This window comes from Prevotella sp. P2-180 (assembly GCF_002251435.1).
GTDB lineage: Bacteria > Bacteroidota > Bacteroidia > Bacteroidales > Bacteroidaceae > Prevotella.
In genome coordinates this window covers 44,298-67,584 of record NZ_NPJI01000103.1, presented here as the reverse complement: position 1 = coordinate 67,584, position 23,287 = coordinate 44,298, and the positions used below count along the sequence as shown (strand labels likewise).

Sequence of the window (23,287 nt, the reverse complement as noted above, 5' to 3'; positions counted from 1 at the left end):
AAGATACATCAAGGGGAGATGTTATTCTTCGGGTGCAGGCTCGGCCGCCATGGGGATATCCTCGGAGTCGGGCAGACGGTAGTGGCGGACGGTGTGGTCGGCGAGGTAGATGCGGTAGAGGGTTAGGGCGAGGGAGTCGAGAGTTTGCTGGCGGCAGTGGGGCTTGAGCTTACATTCCCAGATGGTGATGCAGTGCCAGCCCATTGAGGCTATCTGGCGTTGTTCGTCGATGTCGCGTTGTTTGTTGCGTCGGATTTTGTTTTCCCAAAAGTCGGTGTTGGTCTTGGGCATCTTGAAGCTGTCGCAACCTTCGTGTCCATGCCAGAAGCAACCGTTGACAAAGATGACAGTGCGGTATTTGCGCAGTACGATGTCGGGATGGCCGGGGAGTCGGGGATGGTTGAGGCGATAGCGGAAGCCACGGGCAAAGAGATACTTGCGCACAAGTATCTCGGGGCGTGTTCCCTTGCTCTTTATTGCAGCCATGCAACGGTGGCGCTGCTCCTTTGTCATCTTATCCATCTTGCCGCAAAATTACGAATTAATTCTGAAACGGCAAAGGAAATGAGGGGATTTTTTAATTTGTTATCGTTGTAGAGGGCGGTCTTACACGAGGTAAGACCCTACACGTGGCTGTTGTGGTATGTGGATAGTAGTGGTGAATGTGTGAATACAGTTGGCGGAAAGTGTTCACTTAAGCTGTTCCAATGTCGTAAGAACAGGCTTTTGTTTTATGTTCCGCAGTGCGGTATGTACATTCCCCATTGCGGTATGTACGTTCCCCACTGCGGAATGTACATACCGCAGTGGGGAACGTAAAACGAACAGGGTGGTTACATAAATATATAATAGGCTTAGTGATATATACTGAATAGCCTGAGTGAGAAAATCAATACAGTCTGTTCTGTATATTAATCAATAGTCATGATACAGGCAAAACTTATCTTCCAATCACCAAATGGCGTACGGGACCGGACACGTCGGGCTTCACGTCGTAGCGTTTGTCTTTCAGTTGGGTGCGCACGCAATGTACCTCGCCACTCGAAAGGTTCTGAAGATTAATCTCACCTGCATAGGCAGGAAGATTGCGGGCTTCGATGGTGTAGACATTGCTTACGACCTTTTTGGCGAGTTTATAGTCGTTGTTTGTACTTGCCATTATTATACTACCCAAAGCCACAGAAGCTGTCACGTTCGGAATTATGGGTCTGTTGACGTTGAACTGGAGAATGTTTGGTATTTCCATCTTGCATTTTGAGTAGAGTACAGGTATGCTTTCCTGCAACTGCGTGTCGTAGATGTATGTGCTGCGGGTGCTGGTCAATTGGTATTGGTATTCCAGGATGTCGCCGGCTTTTACGTCGGGAATGCGGATGTGGCGTATGCAGTAGTGGTTGTCTATTCTCTCGTCCTTAATATTTGCGGCTGATAGTCTCTTTTTCTTTACCTTGCCGTTTACCTGCCTGAATAGAGTAATGTTCATCTCATAGAACTCGTCGCGACAGTCAAAATCTTCATCGTCGTTGAAAGATATGATGTCCATTGCTGAATAAGCGGCACCGCTGTCTTTGAGAATCTTTATTCTCACATTGACTTTGTAGAGCATGGAGGTGTTTTCCGGATTGATGTCCTTGTTGGTGCCAGAAGGGGCGAATTGGTTGTCGTCGAGCGAGCCTTCGCCTCCGCTGCCTAAGGCGTTGAAGCCACTTTGGAGTTTGTAGGACACATCTACGGACTTATAGAGCACTACAGCTTCGGCATTTGGGGCAAAACTTACACTGTTAAGCTCCCATTCTTCTTTGGTGGGTTTGCCGAACTTGGTGTTCTGTGCAAATGAAGATATACCAAAGGCACAGAATAATGAAATAAAGATAATTAATTGTTTCATACAAAACTTGCCGAACAAATGTTTAAGGGGAAATCGTCATAAAAGGCAGGCCTTTTGAGCCTGCCTTATATATAATTAATAATGTGTGTTATGCCCAAGGGTTCTCTGTTGGATAAGGCAGGGACTTCGGCTGGTTGTAGGCGATGTCCTGAATGCCTAAGTACTTGAACACCTCGAAGAGTGTCTTGCCGATGTGAGAGAAGGCAACTGCACCGTGGTGAGGATAGCCCTTCTGGATGAGGACGTGGCGATAGAAGCGGCCCATCTCAGGAATAGCGAAGATACCGATACCACCGAACGAGCGTGTAGGAACGTCGAGCACTTCACCCTCTGCGATGTAAGAGCGGAGGTTGCCCTGAGAGTCGCACTGCAGGCGATAGAATGTGATGTCGCTGGCTGCGATGTCGCCCTCAAGAGTACCACGAGTGAAGTCTGGCTCGCCACCGTTCTCAAGCAGACGGTTCTGAATGAGCTGATACTTGATCTTGCGGTTAGAGCACATCTTGCACTGAGGAGTGTTACCGCAGTGGAAGCCCATGAAGGTGTCGGTGAGCTTGTAGCCGTACTTGCCGATGATGTCTTCGTCGTAGATGTACTTTGGTACAGAGTTGTTGATGTCGAGCAGAGTAACGGTGTCGTCGCTTGCACACATACCGATGTACTCAGAGAGAGCACCGTAGATGTCAACCTCGCAGGCAACAGGAATACCGCGGCTTACGAGACGGCTGTTTACGTAGCAAGGCTCGAAACCGAACTGGCTTGGGAATGCAGGCCAGCACTTGTCGGCGAATGCTACATACTGGCGTGAGCCCTTGTGCTCCTCAGCCCAGTCGAGCAGAGTGAGTTCGAACTGTGCCATGCGGCGGCTCAGAGTTGGGTAGTAGCAGCCTTCGCCCATTTCCTTTGCCATATCTTCGCAAACTGCGTCGATGCGTGGGTCGTTCTCGTGCTTCTTGTAAGCTACGAGCAGGTCGAGCTCAGAGTTCTCCTCTACCTCTACGCCGAGTTCGTACAAGCCCTTGATAGGAGCGTTGCAGGCGAAGAAGTCCTGAGGACGTGGACCGAATGTGATAATCTTCAGGCCCTTCAGACCGATGATAACGCGAGCTACGGGAACGAACTCTGCCATCATCTGAGCCACTTCCTCTGCTGTACCTACAGGATATTCGGGGATATAGCCCTTGAGGTGGCGCATGCCGAGGTTGTAAGAGCAGTTGAGCATACCGCAGTAAGCGTCGCCACGACCATTGATCATGTCGCCGTCGCCTTCAGCAGCAGCTACAAACATGCAAGGACCGTCGAAGTTCTTTGCAATAAGAGTTTCGGGAGTCTCAGGACCGAAGTTGCCGAGGAACACTACGAGAGCGTTGCATCCAGCTTCTTTCACTTCTGCCACTGCCTTGAGCATATCTTTCTCATTCTCGACAGTTGTCTGACAGTTAAAGAGTTCGCCTTTGTAGGCTTTCACGATGTTCTCACGACGCTGTGTTGACAGCGCGATTGGAAAACAGTCACGGCTAACGGCGATGATGCCGAGCTTGACTTGTGGAATGTTAGTACTTTGCATAAAAGATTTATTTTTTTATAATTAATGATTCATTTTTGCAAAGGTAAAGCAAAAATCTGAAACTGCAAAGGATTTTCTACTTTTTTTTCTGATTTATGCAAATTTTGTTGTTTGAGGCTTGTAGAGTAATATCATTATTGTAATGTTATCTGTCTTATATTTGTACTCATGAAGAGTATGGACGCTTTTATAAGTGTCAAAAAGACAATAAGAAACTGTTTTTTATACAAAAGTGTTGATAAGTGCGGGTAATATAGCATTTTTGGGGCAAAACAACATATTTCTGTAATAAATATGCAATAAAATTTGGAGGTTTGGATATTTCTTTCTATATTTGCACGGATTTCTTAAGCAAAATAATATCATCTATGAAGAAAACTATGCTATTAGTATATATAATGTCTTTGGTGATTGCCCTTGCTGTATCTTCTTCTGCGATGGCTGACACAAAGACCTTAAAGGTAAACTTGAAAAATGGAAATGAGGAACTGGCGGGAGTAAAGATGTATGCACAGCCGTTGTCGTCTTCCGTAGATGCAAAGGCGGAAGAGATGAGCCTTGACGGCAATACGTTTGCACTCGATGTGGAGGCATCGCCCGAAGGACTCTACCGACTCATCTTTATATACAAGCAGACGCAGACCATCGTACCAGTGTATGCAAAGAGTGGCAACGCCGCACTCACCGTGGACATGACGATGGATGGCAACATGCCGGTGGCTGACAACGACGACAATAACAAAGCCCTCTCGGCCATGGGACGTTTCGTGTCGGCCAACGACCGGATGATGTGGGAAAAACGAACCGACGACAAGGCGGAACTCACCTCGATGCTTCGTGCATACCAGGTGGCAGCCGACTCAATACTCTCGGTCTACCCGAAATGTGACGCCACGGTGACTAAATATATAAATATGTGGGCTTACACCTCCACATACAACTCCTTCATTTCGCTGCCCAACATCCTTGGAGTGCGTCCGGATGCACTGCCGGTGAAGGGTGAGGAGGTGATGGACAAGCCATATCGCGTGGTGGACAACCCCTTGGGTGTAGTATTCCCCATCGTGCCATCGCTCGTGGCTAACTTCCTTCCACGACAGGCATCGCTGAAGGAGCAGATGGACTCGCTCTATGCCAACTATACCTGCAGCGAGCTCACAACAAAGGTGTGTGAGGCAGTGATGGACAAATATCTTAGCCGCTTCGACTATGAGAACAAGTTTGAAGAGGGCCTTGCTGAGCTGCAGGAGGTGACACAAAAGCATGGTCTCGACAAGAAATACGTAAACACGTTTAAGGCAAACCGGTCTACGGTGAAGGGCAGTCCGTTCCCAGCCAGCGTGAAGCTGGTGGATGCCGACGGCAAGGAGATGGACTTCGCCCAGTTCCGCGGTAAGTATGTATATATAGATATGTGGGCGTCGTGGTGTGTGCCATGCTGCCGTGAGGTGCCCCATCTGCAGAAGCTTGAGTCGGAACTGGAGAGCGACGAAGTGGTGTTCCTCTCAATATCCATCGACAAGAACAAGGAGGCCTGGAAAAAGAAGATGGCAGAGCTGAAGGTTCACGGCAACCAGTGGCACGACAGCGAAGGTACTCTCGGCACTGCCCTCAACGTGAAGGGCATCCCCTTCTTCCTCATCTACGACAAGGAGGGCAAGCTATACATGTACAACGCCCCACGCCCCAGCATGGGCTTCGCCTTGAAGGAACTGCTTGAGGGACTGAAGTGACGGGCATTACTTGGTAAGAAACCATTATTAATAAATAAAACAGAGAGAATATGAAGAAAATTTACGCAATCAACATCATCCTTTGCATGATGTTACTGTGTGGCGCAAGCGCCAAGGCACAAGTGGCTTCCATGGCTGACCTTTTCGGCAAGTATAAATTTACGGCCGACGTGGTAGTGACAGAGGCCGGCAAGGCCTCTGAGGCCAACATCCTTAAGGAAGGCGAAGTGATAATCACAAAAGATGCAGCCAACATCTATGAAGCACAGATAACAGGCTTCGCCGTGAACAATGCTACGGAGGCCATGAAGGTGAACAATATCAACACCGAGAAATGCAAATTCCAGGTAAAGAACCCCAGTGGTAACAACTACGGCGCAATGGGTGGACTGTATTATTCGGACATCAATGGTACATATCCTTTCGGTGAAACACAAATAGAGTCACTCGTCTTTGTTTATGACCCTTCTACAAAGGCTATGACCTGCAATGACTTCTCACTTGTGGGCAACTGCGACAATAGCGCAAGTACATGTGAAGTGTTCGCCAAGTTCACAAATGTGAAGCTGACACTCATCGAGGCAGAGGCAATCAACATACCAGACATCTCTGGCAACTGGAAGGTAACGGGTGGAGGCGACTATGGTACAATGGAGGGCTCCGTTCTTCCAACAGAATATACCATGAGTCTTGAACAGAATGGTAATGCAAAGTCATACAAGGCTACGATAAACATAGAGGGTATTACCCCATTCACTCTCGATGCCACTTTCGACGGCAACACCCTTTCCATTCCGTTTGACAATGTGCTCATCGACGAGGCAAATGCCTACTATCTTGCCGATTTGAATGGAAACCTCACTGGCAAGTTCACATTCACCTATTCTTCAGAGAAGGCAATGCCTGCAGGTTCGGCTCTTGTGATTGTTGCTAAGGTAGGAGAAACAAACAATAATGTCCAGTGGTGGATGAACGGCAGTGCCAAGAAGCAGGCCGATGCTCCTGAGTTCTCATGGGCTGGAAAATTCAAGATGACCGTAGGAAGTCTTCTCGACTTCTCAGGCGGTGCTGATTCATTCCCGAATGAGTCAGACTTCGAGATCACATATTATGAGGCTATCGACGCATACTATCTTACTTCTATTCTTGGATGCAATGTAGGTAATGTGAACAATGGCGGTCTTAAGTTGACTATTTCTGACGAAGACCCGACCGTGGCTGAGATTTCTCTTACAGGTCTTTATGGAGCCGCTTATCTCAAGTCAAGCGAAGACAATACTGTATGGTACAAGATGGTGGATGCCAATGGTGGTCAGACTCCTCTTACCCTCAAGCGCAATGATGACGGTACATTCTCATTGTCCAACTTCTTCATCGTGAAGGGAGAATACGGTGCAGAAAAGACATACGTTGCTTCCGTACAGGAAATCACCATAACTTCAGAGGCTCCTGTCGTACAGACATGGGACGGCTCATACCAGGCTACAGCCACCGTCACCAAGTATGTTGAAGGCGACTATCCAACCACATTCCCTATAGTGATTGATCCGGCAGGCGAATACGGTCAGTTTATCACTACGTTCATTACTGAGGATGCTAAGGCAGCCAATTATGGTGGTATCCGTTTCACTCCTTCAGAGGAGGATGCCGACAAGGCTGAAATGGCTTCCGACAAGTTTGTCAAGACTATTGTTCCTGGTGAGACGTATTGGATGATATATGATATGAATGGCTCAAATTCACCTATTAGTATCACACGCAATACAGACGGCTCTATCAGTCTCGGTTCGTTCAGCCTTTGGGAGATGAATTATAAGACCAACGACAAGAAGTGTCTTGCTCTATATGAGAATGTGACTGCCACTAAGATAACAACCGGTGTGGAATCTGTAGTTTCTGCAAGCAACAAGCAGGGCGAGTATATGTTCGACCTCCAGGGGCGTGCTATCAGCGGTAAGGCTCTTAACGGCATGAAGAACAGACTCGTCATCAAGAAGACAGCAGAGGGCACAACAAAGATGATAGTAAGATAATTATTTTTTAATCAGTGAATAACGACGGTTTCCTACGGTTGTCAACAGTAAAGCCGTAGGAAACCGTTATCGTTTTTAGTTAAGCCAATGAAAAATATCAAAAGAAAAGATGACATCGGAAATGCCGTCACAAGGCTTTGCCTCTTGGCGGCACTTACAACGTTCGGCGCAACGTCAACACAGACATTCGCACAGAACGCTGCGCAAAATGGTGTGCAGGCGAAAAACGTGGTAGTCGTCGAAGGAGTGGTGTACGAAAAGGCTACAGGAGAAATACTTCCAGGGGCAAGCATTGCCGTGTATGTGAAGGAAAAGTTGCTTACTGGTACATCGGCCGACATCGACGGAAAGTTCAAAATCAGTGTTCCGGCTGGAAACTTTGAGATAAAAGTGTCATATATGGGTATGGTGACTCAAACCATAACATCGAAGACCAAGGGACTCGGCAACCTGAAAGTATTTCTGGATAGCGACACCCAGACCATCCAGGATGTAGTGGTGACGGGTTACGTAAACAAAAGAAAAGAGTCGTTTACGGGTTCGGTGACTCAGCTCAAGGGAGAAGACCTGAAAATGGTGTCGAACACAAATATACTCACCGCCATTGCTGCACTTACACCTGGCATGGCTGTGGTGCAGAACTCCTCGCAAGGCTCCAACCCTAACCACGTGGAGGAACTCGTGTTGCGCGGAACAAGCTCGTTCTCTAACTCCGGTCAGGACGTAAACCAGCCAACCATTATTCTCGACGGAACGGAAATTACCATGCAGGAACTCTATGACCTTGATATGAACGAGGTGGAGAACATCAACGTGCTGAAGGATGCATCGGCTACGGCCCTTTACGGTTCGAAGGCGGCAAATGGTGTGATTGTCATAACACGTAAGCCGATAAAGAACTCTACAGTGAGAGTGCAGTATAACTTCACCGGTAACCTGCAGTTTCCGATGCTTGGCGACTACAATGTGCTCAATGCAGCCGACAAGCTGAAGTATGAGCAACTGGCAGGTCTATACGACGCAAAGGGTGCCGTGAACTCTGTAACAGGACTGCCTGAGCAGTATGAACTCGACAGACTCTACAACGAGCGATACAAGCTTGTGGCGGCAGGACAGAACAGCGACTGGCTCTCGCAGCCGGCACGTGTGGCATTCTCGCAAGACCATTCACTGCGTGTATACGGCGGTGCATCGAATATGCGCTACGAACTGTCGGGACGCTTCGGCGACACACGGGGTGTGATGAAGGGCGACTACCGCAAACGCTACAACATAGGTTTCAAACTCGACTACTTCATAAAGAATGTGGTGACCATTTCAAACCGTACCACATATTCTGAAGTAGACACAAAGAACACACCATACGGCTCGTTCTCGCAATATACAAGAATGAACCCCTATGACCCTATGTACAACGAAGACGGGTCGGCAAACACCAACCTCTCGTGGGACATGAACAACCCGCTCTACGAGGCACAGCTCGGCAGCTACTCAAAGGCAGGCACACACTCGTTCAACAACAGCACCGACGTGCGTTGGGACATCAACAAGCAGTTTCGCGTGACCGGTCACCTCAACATCCAGAGCTCTCTCGGATGGTCAGACTCCTTCACCTCGCCAAAGTCGCAGAGCTATAAGAACGAGCCCGACCTCACCAAGCGCGGACAACTCGTGAAAGCCGACACACGCACCACAAGCTACGACGCCAATATCGTGGGAACATACAACAAGTTCTTCGCCGACGAATCGCTCATCACCGCTTCGTTGGGATGGGAAGTGAACCACGACAAGTCGCGTACGGAAAACACCGAGGCCATAGGCTTCTTCAACGACCAGCTCTCGTTTATCGGCAACGCCTCAGGCTATCCTTCTGACCGACAGCCATACGGCTCGCAGGCCGAGACTGCCACCGTGGGAGCCTTTCTTACTGCCAACTACTCCTTCCGCAACCGGTATTTCGTTGACGGAACATGGCGTATGACAGGTTCATCGCAGTTTGGAGAAAACAACCGATGGGGTAACTTCTGGTCGGCTGGTGCCGGATGGAACATTCTCAACGAGGAATTCATGAAGTCGATAAAAAAGAAGATAGACCTCATGAAGCTGCGTTTCAGTATGGGATACACCGGAAAGGTGAGCTTCTCGCCATTCCAGGCCATGACCATGTACCAGTACCTAAACACATACGAATATAAGAATGGTATAGGTGCCGTACCACTCACCATTGGCGATGTGGACCTCGCATGGGAGCGCACCATGAACTACAACATAGGTTTCGACTTCTCAATGTTCGACCGCAGACTCAACTTCGTGCTTGACGCATACGTGAGGAAGACCACCGACCTGCTGCTCGACCGCTCCATGCCTCCATCGACCGGTGTGACACAGGCCACCTCAAACCTTGGAGAAATGGAAAATAAGGGTCTCGAGTTCCAGGTGGACGGATATATCTTCCGCTCAAAGGACTTCTACTGGAAACTCGGTACTTCGGGATATATGAACCGCAACAAGATAACGAAGATAAATAAGGCTCTCGAAGAGATAAACAACAAGAACGAGGAGAATTCCAGCTTGTCGCTCACACCTCTGCCACAGTATGCCGAGGGTGAGAGCACTACAGCCCTCAAGCTCGTACGCTCGGCAGGTATCGACCCTGCCACAGGACGGGAGATTTACATTAAGCGCAACGGAGAACTCACATTCACATACGACTCGGCTGACAAAGTGCTCATCGGAGATACCGAACCGCGATATACAGGTACCGTCAATACCAACGTATACTGGAAAGGATTCAACGTATACGCACTGCTGAACATGCGACTCGGAGCTTGGCTATACAACACCACACGTGTGAGCAAGGTGGAGGGTAGCAACCCGAAATACAATGCTGACCAGCGTGTGTTTGACGACAGATGGAAGCAGCCAGGCGACATTGCACTGTACAAGAACATTGCCGACAGTTCGCGTCCTGAGCAGACCGACCGCTTTGCCGAGAAAGAGAACACTCTCACTCTCGGTACGCTCAACATCAGCTATGAGTTCAGCGACGAGATGTGCCGACGCATGTATGTACGCAACCTCCGCTGCGGTGTGAACTTCACCGACATACTGCGACTCTCTACTGTGAAAATAGAGCGAGGCACAGACTATCTCTACAGTCAGGGATTTGAGTTTTATGTGAACGTAACGCTTTGAAATGAAGAGTGAAGAATGAAGAGTGAAGAATGAAGAGTGAAGAATGAAGAGTGAAGAATGAAGAATGAAGAATTCACTTCCTTAACTTCAAAATAATCAAAAGATATGAACTATAAAAAGATATTAGCAAAGACATTTATGGTTATAGGCCTGGCCTGTGCCGCCACATCATGCGACAGCTATCTCGACATCACTCCAGACGGACAGGTGAAGCGGGACGAACTGCTCGAGACTAACGAGGGCGTGGAAGACGCTATATACGGAGTGTACGCAAAACTGCGCTCCACATCGCTCTACGGACAGGAAATGTATTTCTCCGCTCTCGAGATAATGTCGCAGACACTATGGTGCTACGGAAACCAAAGTGTCACGGCTCTCGGACAATACAACTACGGCAACACCAGCGTTAAGAACGTGTTTGCTTCGCTGTGGACCGACATGTACAACAACATCTCCAACGTAAACAGTGTCATCAACGCACCGTTAGTGGAAAACGCCACGACATATCCCGCAACCATCTACCGCGGTGAGGCACTTGCTCTGCGAGCCTTCATGCACTTTGACCTCATGAGACTTTTTGCCGACCAGATAACGGTGAAACCAAATGCCGACGGCATTCCATATGCAACTCAGTTCTCGCTCGTGGCTCCTGACTTCGAGTCATTGGCTGAAAACTACAACCATGTGATTGCTGACCTCACCGAGGCGGAGCGACTGCTTGAGGGCGAAGACCAGTACAAGAATTCTACGGCATTCATGACCGACCGACAGATTCACCTCAACCTCCACGCCGTAAGGGCTCTTCTGGCAAGGGTATACCTCACTATGGGCAACAAGCAGAAGGCTCTCGAATATGCACAAAAGGTGATAAGGGAGAGCGGACGACAGCTTAAGACAAAGACTGAGGTGATAAACGACGTGGCAGGAGTTTTGTCGAAGAAAGAGTGTCTCTTCGGCATCTACTATTCGGGATTCTACTCTCTAGTAAGCCCTAAACTACAACAGACTGTCTCCTACTCGTCGCTCGACCTAAGGAATGACTTCATGGAGATGTATGAAAAGGGAGTGAGCGGACTCGACTACCGCACCAATGCCTATTTTACATCCGTTGACCTCGGAGGAACGGCAAAGTACCGACTCTGCAAGTTCACCGACATCTACGACCTGCAGAACAATTCATCGGCACGCCCTGCTGACCTTGTACAGGGTATCAACCTCATCCGTCTGCCGGAGATGTACTACATTGCCGCTGAATGCTTGCTCGACACCGACTATCAGAAGGCTGTGGACTACTACAATGATGTGATAACCAACCGCGGACTCGACCCGTTTGACGGCACAGGTGCAGAACGCCTCACCATCGACATGATCAACACAGAGCGTTATAAGGAGATGATAGGCGAGGGACAGACCTTCTTCAACATGAAGCGACAGAACCTTAGCATTTCTTCTTACGACAACTCTGTGATATACAAACCTGAAGATGGCATTTACACAGTGCCAGTGCCAGACTCAGAGAAAGAGAACAGGAATTAATACCAGATAATGTATTTTAACATGAAAATATCAAGGATAATACCTATCGCCATGGTGGCGGCAATGACTGCCGTGTCGTGTAGCGAAACAGACTACATGACTTTTGACACTGCCAATAATGGCGTCTATTTCACCAAGGACACGCTAAACTACTCGTTCAGCGTGACACCAATAGAGGTGAAAACATATACTTACAAGGTGCCGTTCCGCATTATGGGACCGACAAGTGGAGAACAGCGTACGGTGAAGTTTAGGGTTGACCCGCAACTTACCACAGCAAAAGAGGGTGTGCAGTATAACTTGGGACAGGCTGTGGTGTTGCCTGACTCTATCAACGGCTACATACCTGTGGAGATACTGCGCGACGGACTGGAAGGCACATACGCCACGGGATACACAAAGTATAAGCTGCACCTCATTCTCGAAGAGAACGAGTTCTTCCAGCCTACTCTCGATACGGCGAGCCAGCACCGTATTCTCACGTTCGACAATGCAATCGAACAACCGGAATGGCTCAGCGCACACGGCGAAAAGGTTTGGGACGTGTCGACTCTCGGCGTATGGCATCCATACAAGTTCATCAAGATGGTGGAGTATTTCCATGCACTTGCCGACATACTGCCCGAGACCTACAAAAAAATGGTGGAGGCTTACGGAGAAAACCTGGAGAACATACCATACGGCGACCCGTACGTTTATCGCACGATATTCAAGAAGTATATCTACGCCCCCATGTATGAGTTCTTCTCCAATCCCGCCAACCACGACATGATAGTCGAGGCATATCCTGACTTCCCATTCGACTTCCCAAGTCCGTATTGAGAAATGAAGAATGAAGAATTAAGAATGAAGAATGAGGAATGAAGAATTAAGAATGAAGAATTATGAAAACAATTAAACAGACAATAAATAAAATGCTTAAGCATATATTCCCCCCTCTCTCTTTGAGAGGGGTCGGGGGTGAGGCTTTTTGTCTCGCCTTGTCAGCCCTCACTCTCGTGTCGTGCTTCAGCGACGACACGACATTGGGCGACCGGCCGTTGGCGGAAATAGTGATAGACTCGACCAGCGTGGCTGAGGTTTACAACATCAACAAGAACGAGACGCTCACCGTTACACCGAAATTCTCGCAAACCAACGGGGGAAAGACCGTTACTACTACATGGGAGATTGACCAGAAGGTGTACAGCAACGAGCCTACACTCACATTCACAGGTAAGGAACTTGGTAGCTGGAACTGCCGACTCATTCTCGAAAATGAGGACGGCAAGACCTTCTATCCCTTTAAGCTCAACGTCAACTCGCCATACGAGGAAGGCATCACCGTGCTCAGCGCCGATGCCGACGGACGCCCATTCATATCATTCATGCAAAAGCCTATCGGCAACGAACAGGCTATGTTCTACGACTATGACTGTCTCGAAGTAAACAATCCAGACATGCACTTCGCCTCCATGCCTGCCGACATAGTGCAGAGCGCAGGAAGCCTTATCATCGCATGTCAGGGAAAGGGAATGAGCGGAGAGGACGTGCCCACCTTATATTATATAAATGAGAAGACAATGGTGGTGGAAAACATGCTATCGGTGACTGAGTACGACGACTTCAAACCCACCATTCTCGGCATTCCGTCGATGGATGCATCGGGTGTGGCTTACCCAGTGATGTGTGAAAACGGAAAGGTGTATGAATTCTCAACCACTGAGGGTGCTCTCGTGAAACCCACAAAGCTCAAGTACACCTACGACCAGACGATGATAGTGCGCGACAACGGCACAGGATGGAACTACGAACTCCTTACATGGGACAAAGAGATAGGTGCCCTCGTACAGATATACAACGGCTACGGTCCATACTACTGCAGCAAGAACTACCATCAGACCCGAGCCACCTGCACTGGCACAAACAACTACTTCGATGGACGCACGTTCTGCAATATGACACTTGTGCGCATGACCGACGCACAGTCTGCCACTGCCGACCCGCAGATTCTCGTAGTAGTGAACAATGGAATGCTCGTGCAGAAGGTTGTGCTCTCCACGTCGCTGTGGAAGTATAACTTCGACACTTCAGAGACTGTGCTTGACGACAATGGTGGCACCAAGATTGCCATGGTAGGCGAATGTCCACTCACCCCCACCACTCCCACCATTGCCAATATGACCTACTACTCCCTTCTCTTTGCCGAGGGCAACAAGGTGCGCCGTTGGAACTACACCACATCCCAGTTGCTCACTGCCGCCGACGTGCTCCAGACCGTAGGCTCTGCCGATGCCGTCATCACCGGTTTTGAGATGAGTGCCGACCACAAGAAGACCTATGTCGCCTTCTACGAGCCCACCAAGTCGGGCAAGAACGGCAGTCTATGGGTAATAGACACCGACAAGGGTACCGTACTCGAGAAGTATGACAACGTGTTCTATCGTCCGGTAAAGATGATATACAAGAAGAAGTAAAGCGCGCTGACCGCCCCTCGCCTCAAAAGAAACTAAATCGGCTGCATTGCGGCATGGGGTGAGTGAGACACTCACCCTCCTATTGCGGTGGATTTTTGGTAGGGAACTTCAGTAAAAATACTTCCCCCGTGAGAGAAATATTTGTCTCTCACGGGGGAAGTTTTTTTTCCCACGAGGGAAATTGTTTTTGCCCACGAATAGGAATAGGGGCTCTCATCCGTCTTTATTTCAAGCTACTCAGCTTGGCTTTCAGCTTCGGGTCGGAAGGACGTTTGGCGCAGGAGTCGATGATGGTGCCTTCTTTATCCACTATCATCAGTCGCGGCACCGACTTGATGCCTGTCTGCTTTATGAAGTCTGACTTAAAGCCGCCGGGGATATTGAGATAGAGTACATTCGACGGGGCACGTGATGTCATCATCTTCTTCCATGTGGCCATGAGCTGGTTGCCGGTGTCGAGCGAGATGGAGAGAAACTGGATGCCGGTGGCTGCCAATTCGTCGGCGAGGCGGTCGTAGTATGGCATCTCGGCCTTACATGGCACACAGCCCGTAAACCAGAAGTCTAACACGATGTATTTGCCCTTGAAGTCGGCAAGAGTATAACTCTTTCCGTCGACAGTGTTGCCCGTGAAAAATGGCAGTTGCGCTCCGATGAGCTTGTCGGCAGCCTTTGCCTTTTCAGCCATTGCCTTCAGCTCTGTCATACGGTTGCGCAGACTATCGTCTGTAGTGAGCGAAATCAAATCGTCATACTGGTTGATGACATCGGCATAGTAACCTTTGCGCAGTGATAGTTCCACCATGCTTACGATGTATTGGGAGCGCAGAGTGGGGTCGGTGATGCTGCGTGCATAGACAGACATATAGCTGTCGGGTGAGGTAGGTATAAAGCCGTGGCGTTCCATCTCTTCAAAAGACTTGTCGATGGTGTCAAACCATTTTGGATAGCTGAGCATCAGAGGGTCGTCGAACTTCACGTCTTTCAGAAAGTCATAATAGTCGGGCGCAAGCTCTATCTTCTGGCTTATTTCCGGACTGAAGGTAAGCGAGGTCTGTGCTCCGTTTATTCGCTGATAGAGGAATGTGTTGCTGAGATATGCGGCATGTACTTTCTTGAACTCGGCATTTAGGCCTGAAGCATGTAGTTCATTGAGACGTGTGGCAAGGACTTCTTCGTTGTATTCTGTCCATTCGCGGGAGTAGGGGGCTATGCTCTGCGGTGTGGTGCAGTTGAACGGATGCTGCTGCATAAACGTGTTTTCGCTCTTGAACGTACCGTCGAGCGTGGATGTGCCGTCGGCGGCAATAGTTATAGTGGTGGTGCTGCCTTGGGTGCAGAAGAGCGGTAAATATCGGGAACCGTCGATTACGAGGTTGAAGTAGCGTGGTTTGTCTACTCCATAGCTGAAGGTGGTGTCACGTGAGGCTATTGTGATAAACTTGCTGGAGTCTTGTGGCTGGAAGAACACGGGCTTTCCGCCCGCATTCTTTATGTTAAACACTGCACTCCCGGCCTTGACTGTCAGCGTAGAGATGGCGAGGGCAGCGATAATCAGAAATCTTTTCATTGTCATTTGCTGTTTTGTTTGAGATTACTGTTTTGCATGGCTTTCACTGGGAATGGATAGACAAGCAGATGGGAGGTGGGGGAGAGGGTATATGTCTTGCCCTCAAACTCCTTGCTTACGGTCTCGTTAAACTCATGGCAGAAGCGGCGCATGTCGAAGAAGCCATTGTAGGTAAGGAACAGTTCGCGCTTGCGTTCCTCGCGCACGAAACGCAGGGCTTCTGTGGCGTTGGTAGTGGAGAGGTGGGTATAGCGTCCTGCCACACAACGCTTTGAGCGCAGGGTTTCAAGATATAGCATAGCTTGGGATATGGCTTCGGGTGTGGCCTTGCGTGCATAGCATTCGGCGAGCATCAGGTAGACCTCAGACAGACGCATGCCCGACGGATTCCATTTTATACCTGTGGTGGCGAAGTCTTGAGAGCCTTCAGGTGCTGTGTCGTGTTGTGCTTTGTAGCGTATGCAATAGCGGTAGCGAAGGTCGGCATTGCGCTCGAAGAGGTTGAGTACTTCCTTGGTGACATACATTGGGAATGGGTCGTCCTTGGTATTGCCATATTGATAGAGCAAGTGTTCCGCCCCGTCGTAACCATAGGTGACACGGCTTTTCCATATTGTTTCTACAAAGTCGTTGATGCCCATGTAAGCGGGATTGTCGATGGCTTGATCAGGATAGCCCATCTGGATGAGCAGTGGTGCGTATTTCTTGTAGTCGGCGGTCATGTCCCATATTTCGTGTCCGCCCGCTTTAGCTGCCTCGAGTGCTTTTTCGCATGCGTCGATACACTGCTCGTACTCCCTTTTGTAGAGATGTACCTTGGCTTTCAAAGCGTAGCCGAAGGTCTTGTCGGGGCGGAAACTGTTGAGGGCGCGGTCGGGCAGGTCGTCTATGGCGGCGTCGATGTCTTTCTGGATGAAGTCGTAGGTGTAGCCCACAGATTGCTGTACGCCTTCTTCTTCAATCGACTCAAACATTTTTTCGCGTACTATGATACCGTTGTCGGTGTAGGCTGTGGGGGGGTCGTAGGGTGGGGCGAAAGTGTTGACAAGGAAGAAGTAGTTGTAGGCGCGCATAATCCGGCCTTGTGCCAGTCCCGTCTTCTTGTCTGCCTCATTGCCTTTGGAGTCGGCAATGCCGTCGACGAGGGCGTTGTATCGTGTGATGCGGTCATAGCAGTTATTGTAGAGCGAACTCTCAATGGTGTAGGCTGCACGGTCGTAGTTTTCGTCCCAAAAGAAAGCCGTAGACCATAGTGGATAGGTATAAGCCTTGAGCTCCTCGCTTTTGTTCCATGACGATTCTCCGCTCATAGCCCAGAAGTTAGAGTGTTCGTATGACGGCGACACTTCTTCGAGCAGTCCTAAGTAGTCGTCGGTGGTTTCGAGTTGTGCCTTTCCTTTTGGCACGATGTCGAGATAGTCGTCGCAGGAGCAGATCATTGCCGCTGTGGCCATGATGGTCCCGCAGAAAAATAAATTATGGTGTTTCATTTCTTTTGCAATATTAGAATTGAATGTTCAGACCTAAGATATAGCTTGGCATTACAGCCTCGTTGCGTGTGCCGCTGTTGGCATTGAATGCCTCTGGGTCTATGTCTTTATCGTTGGCTGTCCAGCGGAAGGCGTTGTCTACCTGTAGTTTCAGTCTTGCTCCCTTGACTCCTATTTTCGTGAGCCATGTCTTGGGCAGGTCGTAGGTGACGCCGATGTTTCTCATCTTTATGAACGATGCGCTGACCACATTGACGTCGGCATATTTCCAATGGTAGTTTCGCTCGCCGGTGTCGGAGTGCAGACCCATGGCGGGAATGTCGGTATCGGTGTTGGTGGGGGTCCATCGGTTGACGATGTCTTCGCCTATGGCTCCGTTTCTTATGGTGTTATATGAGTCGTAGAGTGTCACCACATCGTCGCGCAGTGAGTGACCTGTGTAGTATACTGCCTTGAGGAACAGACCGAGGTTTTTGTATCTGAAGTCCATCGACAGTGCGCCGCTCCACTTCGGAGTGAGCTGTCCTACACAAACCACAGCATCGGCGCTTCTTACCGGGCTGATAGACACTATGTTGCCGCTTTCGTCGTATACTGAGGGATTGCCGTCGGAGGTCAGTCCAGCATAGCGGTAGGCGTATACAGACTTATAGGTGTCGCCAACGCGATAGTTGCTTGCAGGCGACTGTATCATGTCGATGGCGTCGGTGGGCTCGTAGTCCACTTTCTCAATGGTGTTGCTGTTGTATGCGGCGGAAAAGGTGGTTGAGAGACTTGTCTGTTTGTGTTTCAGCCAGTCGTAAGTGGCCACGAATTCCACTCCCACGTTTTTCATCTCGCCGTTGTTGGCTTTTGCCATGCCGTTGAAGCCGAGCGAGGGGTCGATGCTCTTGTTTACGAGCAAGTCGGAGCTATAGCGGCGGTAGAAGTCGATGCTTCCTGACAGCTTGCCGAGGAAGCGGTAGTCGATACCAACGTTGAAGGTGGATGTCTTCTCCCAGCGTAATGAGCTGTTTGGCGGAGTGAGTATCATCGTTACCGGAGCTCCGGAGTGGAGGGTGGTGGCGAATCCGGCGAGGAGGTAGGGCGACGAGCTTTGGTCTACGTTACCTGTAATACCGTAGGTGAGTCGCAACTTCAGGAGGTTTATCCATGAGAACTGCTTCATAAACTCCTCCTTGTTGGCGTTCCAGCTGGCACCCACCGACCACAACGGGCGATAGCGGTATTTCGGGTCGGTGCCGAAGAGGTCTGCCTGTTCTATTCTCACACTGGCGTTGAAGGCATAGCGTTGGTCGTAGGTGTAGCCGGCATTGAAATAGGCTGACACGTAGCGGTGTTTGATTTCTGACACAGAAAGGTTTTCGGCACGGCGGCGCACGCTGGAGTACAGTTGTCCCACTACGCCGTCGCGTGAAAGGGTCTGCCAGTCCACCTGTGAGTAGGTGAGCTTTTGGTCGTCGTAGCCAAAGCGTTCGGAGCTCCAGGAGCGGTAGTTGTCTTCGCGTATTTCACCACCAAGCAATGCCGTGATGTCGTGTTTTGAGGCAATGGTTGTGTTGTAGTTGAACTGACCGCGGAGGTTGTAGTAGCTGTAGTTGGCACTCACGCTGTAGAGGCGGCCTCCCTGCGGAATGTTGTAGGTGTAGGTGCCGTCGGTGTTGGTTGAGGTGAACTCGTTTACGAGACTTCTCATCATATACGAGTCTGCCTCGTCGTATTCCTCTTGGTCAATCATGCGTTTCTCGTATTGGAACTTCAATTCGAGCCCAAGGCCTTTTACGATTTTAAAGTCGGTCTGGGCGAAGTATTTCATATAGGTGTTGTCGGTCTTGGCGATGTTATTCCCCGACTCCTCCACGGCATTGTAGCCCATGGGCTGTAGTCCTTGGGCATTGTCGAATGATGTGGCGAGCACTTGGTTGTAGGGATATCTGTAGGCCAATGAGCCGTCGTCGTTGTAGAGGCGGTCGTAGGGCATGGCGTTGGCATATCCGAGGTATGAGGCCTGTGTGTACTTGCTCTTCAGCACAGAGAGGTCGGCACCTAAGGTCAGCTTAAACCATGGTGCCACCTGCAGGTCGTTTTTGAGGTATAGCTGTGCTGTATTGTTGTCGTTGAACTTTGTGTACATGCCGTTGCTCCTGAGTCGTCCAGAGGCGAAGAAGTTGTATTTGTCGCCTCCCTTTGACACCGACACGCTGTAGTCCTGGGTGATGGCCATCTGCTGTAGTTTGTCGCGGTATTCTTTTCGGTAGTCGTAGTTGCGTAAGGCGTCGATGGCGCTTTTTGCTCCGGCTTGGTCTATTTCTCCTTTAGCAAGTCGGTAGTATATCATGTCTACCTGGGTCATGAAGGTGGCGTTCGACTTGTTGGTAAGTGTGTTGAAGTAGGCGAGAGGGTTTGCCTGGTAGTCGGGGTCGGAGAGAAGGAACTCTTCCTCAAGGTCGATGATATCGCTTGTGGAGGCGTAGTGCTTGTAGCTTAGCGACGGTAGGGGCTTGAGGTAGTAGTTGGCGGAGACGTTGATGTCGAGCTTGTCCTTGGCGGCGTTTTTTGTGGTGATGACTATCACGCCGTTAGATGCCCTCACACCATAGAGAGATGTGGCAGCGGCATCCTTTAGTACCGTCACTTGGTCTATTATCTCCGGGTTGATGTTGTCTATTGATATGCCGGTGGCAGGCTGTCCGTCGATGACGAGCAGTGGAGTGCCGCTTACGGCAAATGAAGATGTGCCTCGAATGCTCATGTCTCCGTTGTAGATAGTGAGTCCGGGTGTCATGCCTTCGAGTTTCGAGCTAAGTGTGGTGGCCTGTATCTTATTGAGTTTCTCGCTGTTTACGATTACGGCAGACCCGGTGTTGCGTTCGCGTGAGATGGTCTGGAAGCCGGATACCACTACCTCGTCGAGCACCTTGCTGTCGGCCTCCATCTTCACCACGATGGCCTTTGTAGTGGTGGCGGCAGTTTCTAAGGCGGTCATTCCGACAAAGGTGATGTTGAGCGTGTAGCGTCCTTGTTTGGTTACGGGAATGGAGAAGTTGCCGTTGAGGTCGGTGAGTACTCCAGTGTCAGTGCCCTTTATCTTTACTACGGCACCGGTGAGAGGTTCGCCTGTATCGTCGAGCACCTTGCCTTTCAGGTAGAAGGCTGTAGCTGCAGGGCTGTTCATGCCTTCGCCTGTGGTGTCTTCTGCAGCTTTGGCGGGTAAAGCCGTGATGAGAGCCATACAAGTGATGGCGGCTGCTTTTGTCAATGTTGTTTTTTTCATCTGGTGTGATTATTTGACTTTTCTTATTGTTTCTTTTTCAGAAGTGATAATGCGCAGTATGCCGTAGCCATTGTAGGTGGCGGGAAGGGTGACTGTGTTCCCTTCATTGCTTGAGGAGAAGAGAGTCCTGCCGTCTGAAGAAAAGAGTTCTACAGAGGTGATGGTCTTTGCTGATGTCACCAGCCATGACCCGTCGGCATTGCGATGGAATTTGACCTCAGGCGAGGTGGCAAGGCTGCCCTCTATGCCTGTCGACGATGCTGGTTGAATGCCACATTCCATGGCTTGTCCGTTATTGTAGCCATCGTCGGAACCACCTTCGCCCTGGTCTGTTGGATTGAGGGCAGAGAGAGAATAATAGCCGTCTGACTTTCCACGCCATCCCCAGTTGATGTGGAACATGCCGTTGCCGTCGTAGCCGTCGCACACGAAGGTGTGACCTATTGTAGAGTTCGCTCCTCTGTAGATTACAGGTCGTGCAGCCTCCAGTTCGGCAATGATGAGCGATGCCCATGTGTCATCGTCATAGTTGCTTCGCTCGTGATGTGTTATGTCTTTGGAATAGCCGAAATAGTCTGCCATGCGTGCTACCGAGCTTTGGGGCGTGGCGAGTGTCACGTCGTAGCCAAAGTCTGCCTTTGATGCATGGGTGACACTGACGAAGAGGTCGGCTACGGCGGTGCATTGTTCTATGGTGGGAGTGGTCTCGTATTCGTCGTTGATGTTCTCCCAGTCGAATTTCGGCTGTTTGTCGAAGTCAAGTTCCCTCCATGTGCTTTGCTTGCTGTCGTAATAGAACACCGAACCGGTGGGGCGTTCAGGATATTGGTAATAGTACATTACCTGGGCAATGGCAGTAGGTACACATCCAGTAAGACATTGTTTGCCTTCATATCCAGACCGACGTTCCATCGGACACTTCATGTTGTATGGGAAACCTTGTCCCCAGGTAGACTTGAGCAGAGGCTTGATGGCATCGGCAGAAATAGTGAGTTTTGTAGTGCCGTGGGTATAACTGTCTATCCATTCCTTGCATGCAGGAGGCATTTCGCTGGCATCGAAGGTGTTTTCGGTGGAGTAGGCGAGAATAGTGTTGCTTTCGTCGGCCGACACCACGACAAATCCTTTTCCGCCGTTGCGGTTGTATACATACAGAGCCGGTTCCGCCTTTATTGCTCTTGTTGTGGCTGGCCCGGTGGCAGTGTAGCAAAGTGTCATTTCCTTGGTGTCTGCCCCAAGAAACAGGGCCGCAGTTTCAAGTGCCTTGTCGTTGTCGGCGGCATAGCTGGATACTACCGTGGCTGCCAGTAGTGAACATATTAAGTGTTTCATATTAAGCATTCTTTATTACTCAGTTACTAAAGTATTCAGGTCTCTACCTTCCACCTTCTACCTTCCACCTTCTACCCTCTCATCGATGAAAGTATAGAATTCAGGTGACTCTCCAGAAACGATTTTCAGTATTCGTCCTTCCGAGTCGAGTACTATCTTTGTTGGATATCCAGTGATGTTGTATTGTGCCGTCACGTCGTCAGGAGTGCCGTTTAGTACATGAAGCCATGGGAGTTGGTGTTTTTCTACGGCAGCCTTCCATTTGGGCTCCTTGTCGTTGCACGCAATGCCGAGAATCTCCATTCGGTCGCGGTATTTTTCGTAGTACTTCTTCATCTCCGGCATGCCTTTGATGCACCAACCGCACCAAGAACCCCAGAAGTCGAGTATGACATATTTGCCGCGAAGCGACGAGAGCGTGAGTTTGTTGCCGTTGATGTCGGTGAGGGTGAAGTCGGGAGCGAAGTTGCCTTCCTTTATGGTTTTGCTTGCTTTAAGGCGCACGGCATCGGTGTGTGCTTTCTTCACCAAGAAGTCGATGTAGGCCTTGAAGCGACCATTGCGTGCCGTGGAGTCAAGCAGTGTGGAGGCATGGTCGATGTCGGTGCAGAAAACGTTGTTAAGCATCACGATGGAAATCTCCGACGATGGGTTCTTTCTGATATAGTCCATCGCCTCTTCAGATATGGTGTGGCGCATGGCATCAGCCTTGCCGGAAAACACCTGTTTCAGAGAGTCGACGTTAGCTCCCGGCATGTCTCTTTGAGAGGCGAAGTCGAGATTAAGTTGTCGCCATTTAGTCTGAAAGGTTTTGTTGAAGACTTCAAACTGCTTGTAGTCGTTATAGAATTGGGTGCCTTCAACGCAGATGCCTTCTGCGGTGGAGTTGATAATGAGTTCCTCGCCGGGCACGGCTATGTAAGAAAGGTCTTTCTTTGTGGTCTTGCCTTCCGACAATGTCTTGTATGTGATGGCGAGATATGACACCTTTTCGGTAGGTATGGATATATCGAAGTTGCCGCCTTCCGTACGGCAAGTCTTGCTTTCTGTCATGCGGCTTGTCTCGATGTCGATAAGCTGCACTATGAGTGTGTCGTTGGTAATGCCCGAAATGTTTCCTTTTATGCGAAGGATGTTTTCGGCTGCATATATATTATAAAAGGTGGCTAAAAGTAATAAGATAGTGATAAATGTCTTCATTGTATTTATAAAA

At 49.7% G+C, this 23,287-nt stretch carries 14 protein-coding genes; 6 read left to right on the top strand and 8 right to left on the bottom strand.

Features of this window, described 5'->3' with window-relative positions; all coding sequences use genetic code 11:
- Nucleotides 1-21: 21 nt before the first annotated feature.
- The 3 genes from CIK98_RS14650 to CIK98_RS14640 all read right to left on the bottom strand — a co-directional run bounded on the left by CIK98_RS14650 (nt 22) and on the right by CIK98_RS14640 (nt 3,455).
- A complete protein-coding gene (locus tag CIK98_RS14650; RefSeq protein ID WP_094385520.1) occupies nt 22-522 on the bottom strand; it encodes a very short patch repair endonuclease in 501 nt (166 codons plus the stop codon).
- Nucleotides 523-940: 418 nt separating this feature from the next.
- On the bottom strand, nt 941-1,888 hold the full coding sequence (locus CIK98_RS14645; protein WP_094385518.1) for a DUF3857 domain-containing protein: 948 nt from the start codon (nt 1,886-1,888) through the stop codon (nt 941-943).
- Nucleotides 1,889-1,976: 88 nt separating this feature from the next.
- A complete protein-coding gene (locus CIK98_RS14640) occupies nt 1,977-3,455 on the bottom strand; it encodes an L-fucose/L-arabinose isomerase family protein (protein ID WP_094385516.1) in 1,479 nt (492 codons plus the stop codon).
- Nucleotides 3,456-3,823: 368 nt separating this feature from the next.
- Between CIK98_RS14640 and CIK98_RS14635 the strand changes: the two genes are divergently transcribed.
- The 6 genes from CIK98_RS14635 to CIK98_RS14610 all read left to right on the top strand — a co-directional run bounded on the left by CIK98_RS14635 (nt 3,824) and on the right by CIK98_RS14610 (nt 14,408).
- A complete protein-coding gene (locus tag CIK98_RS14635; protein ID WP_094385514.1) occupies nt 3,824-5,188 on the top strand; it encodes a TlpA disulfide reductase family protein in 1,365 nt (454 codons plus the stop codon).
- 50 nt (nt 5,189-5,238) lie between these two features.
- Nucleotides 5,239-7,221, top strand: coding sequence for a hypothetical protein (locus CIK98_RS14630; RefSeq protein ID WP_141210561.1), 1,983 nt, complete (start codon nt 5,239-5,241; stop codon nt 7,219-7,221).
- An 87-nt stretch (nt 7,222-7,308) separates the two neighbouring features.
- Nucleotides 7,309-10,416, top strand: a complete 3,108-nt coding sequence (locus CIK98_RS14625) for a SusC/RagA family TonB-linked outer membrane protein (RefSeq protein WP_094385511.1) — start codon at nt 7,309-7,311, stop codon at nt 10,414-10,416.
- A 105-nt stretch (nt 10,417-10,521) separates the two neighbouring features.
- Nucleotides 10,522-11,952, top strand: a complete 1,431-nt coding sequence (locus CIK98_RS14620; protein ID WP_094385509.1) for a RagB/SusD family nutrient uptake outer membrane protein — start codon at nt 10,522-10,524, stop codon at nt 11,950-11,952.
- 21 nt (nt 11,953-11,973) lie between these two features.
- Nucleotides 11,974-12,774: a DUF4843 domain-containing protein gene (locus tag CIK98_RS14615; protein ID WP_172409977.1), complete on the top strand. Its 801-nt coding sequence runs from the start codon at nt 11,974-11,976 to the stop codon at nt 12,772-12,774.
- A gap of 62 nt (nt 12,775-12,836) precedes the next feature.
- Entirely contained in the window at nt 12,837-14,408 is a 1,572-nt protein-coding gene (locus CIK98_RS14610; RefSeq protein WP_094385505.1) for a PKD-like domain-containing protein, read from the top strand.
- A 223-nt stretch (nt 14,409-14,631) separates the two neighbouring features.
- Here CIK98_RS14610 and CIK98_RS14605 read toward each other — a convergent pair whose 3' ends face one another.
- The 5 genes from CIK98_RS14605 to CIK98_RS14585 are packed head-to-tail and all read right to left on the bottom strand — an operon-like array spanning nt 14,632 to nt 23,274.
- Nucleotides 14,632-15,978 carry a TlpA disulfide reductase family protein gene (locus tag CIK98_RS14605; protein WP_172409976.1) on the bottom strand — a complete coding sequence of 449 codons (1,347 nt, stop codon included), beginning with the start codon at nt 15,976-15,978 and terminating at the stop codon, nt 14,632-14,634.
- 2 nt (nt 15,979-15,980) lie between these two features.
- Nucleotides 15,981-17,468 (bottom strand): RagB/SusD family nutrient uptake outer membrane protein, encoded by a 1,488-nt coding sequence (locus CIK98_RS14600; protein WP_094385501.1) that lies wholly within the window; start codon nt 17,466-17,468, stop codon nt 15,981-15,983.
- Between the two features lie 13 nt (nt 17,469-17,481).
- Nucleotides 17,482-20,742, bottom strand: coding sequence for a SusC/RagA family TonB-linked outer membrane protein (locus tag CIK98_RS14595; protein ID WP_094385499.1), 3,261 nt, complete (start codon nt 20,740-20,742; stop codon nt 17,482-17,484).
- A gap of 9 nt (nt 20,743-20,751) precedes the next feature.
- Complete coding sequence (locus CIK98_RS14590; RefSeq protein ID WP_172409975.1) at nt 20,752-22,074, bottom strand: C10 family peptidase; 1,323 nt, start codon at nt 22,072-22,074, stop codon at nt 20,752-20,754.
- 57 nt (nt 22,075-22,131) lie between these two features.
- On the bottom strand, nt 22,132-23,274 hold the full coding sequence (locus CIK98_RS14585; RefSeq protein ID WP_172409974.1) for a TlpA disulfide reductase family protein: 1,143 nt from the start codon (nt 23,272-23,274) through the stop codon (nt 22,132-22,134).
- Nucleotides 23,275-23,287: the final 13 nt, after the last annotated feature.

Coding starts and splice junctions, on each gene's coding strand:
- CIK98_RS14585 (WP_172409974.1), bottom strand. CDS start 23,274: ATGAAGACATTTATCACTATCTTATTACTTTTAGCCACCTTTTATAAT.
- CIK98_RS14650 (WP_094385520.1), bottom strand. CDS start 522: ATGGATAAGATGACAAAGGAGCAGCGCCACCGTTGCATGGCTGCAATA.
- CIK98_RS14615 (WP_172409977.1), top strand. CDS start 11,974: ATGAAAATATCAAGGATAATACCTATCGCCATGGTGGCGGCAATGACT.
- CIK98_RS14590 (WP_172409975.1), bottom strand. CDS start 22,074: ATGAAACACTTAATATGTTCACTACTGGCAGCCACGGTAGTATCCAGC.
- CIK98_RS14640 (WP_094385516.1), bottom strand. CDS start 3,455: ATGCAAAGTACTAACATTCCACAAGTCAAGCTCGGCATCATCGCCGTT.
- CIK98_RS14645 (WP_094385518.1), bottom strand. CDS start 1,888: ATGAAACAATTAATTATCTTTATTTCATTATTCTGTGCCTTTGGTATA.
- CIK98_RS14635 (WP_094385514.1), top strand. CDS start 3,824: ATGAAGAAAACTATGCTATTAGTATATATAATGTCTTTGGTGATTGCC.
- CIK98_RS14595 (WP_094385499.1), bottom strand. CDS start 20,742: ATGAAAAAAACAACATTGACAAAAGCAGCCGCCATCACTTGTATGGCT.
- CIK98_RS14610 (WP_094385505.1), top strand. CDS start 12,837: ATGAAAACAATTAAACAGACAATAAATAAAATGCTTAAGCATATATTC.
- CIK98_RS14605 (WP_172409976.1), bottom strand. CDS start 15,978: ATGAAAAGATTTCTGATTATCGCTGCCCTCGCCATCTCTACGCTGACA.
- CIK98_RS14620 (WP_094385509.1), top strand. CDS start 10,522: ATGAACTATAAAAAGATATTAGCAAAGACATTTATGGTTATAGGCCTG.
- CIK98_RS14625 (WP_094385511.1), top strand. CDS start 7,309: ATGAAAAATATCAAAAGAAAAGATGACATCGGAAATGCCGTCACAAGG.
- CIK98_RS14630 (WP_141210561.1), top strand. CDS start 5,239: ATGAAGAAAATTTACGCAATCAACATCATCCTTTGCATGATGTTACTG.
- CIK98_RS14600 (WP_094385501.1), bottom strand. CDS start 17,468: ATGAAACACCATAATTTATTTTTCTGCGGGACCATCATGGCCACAGCG.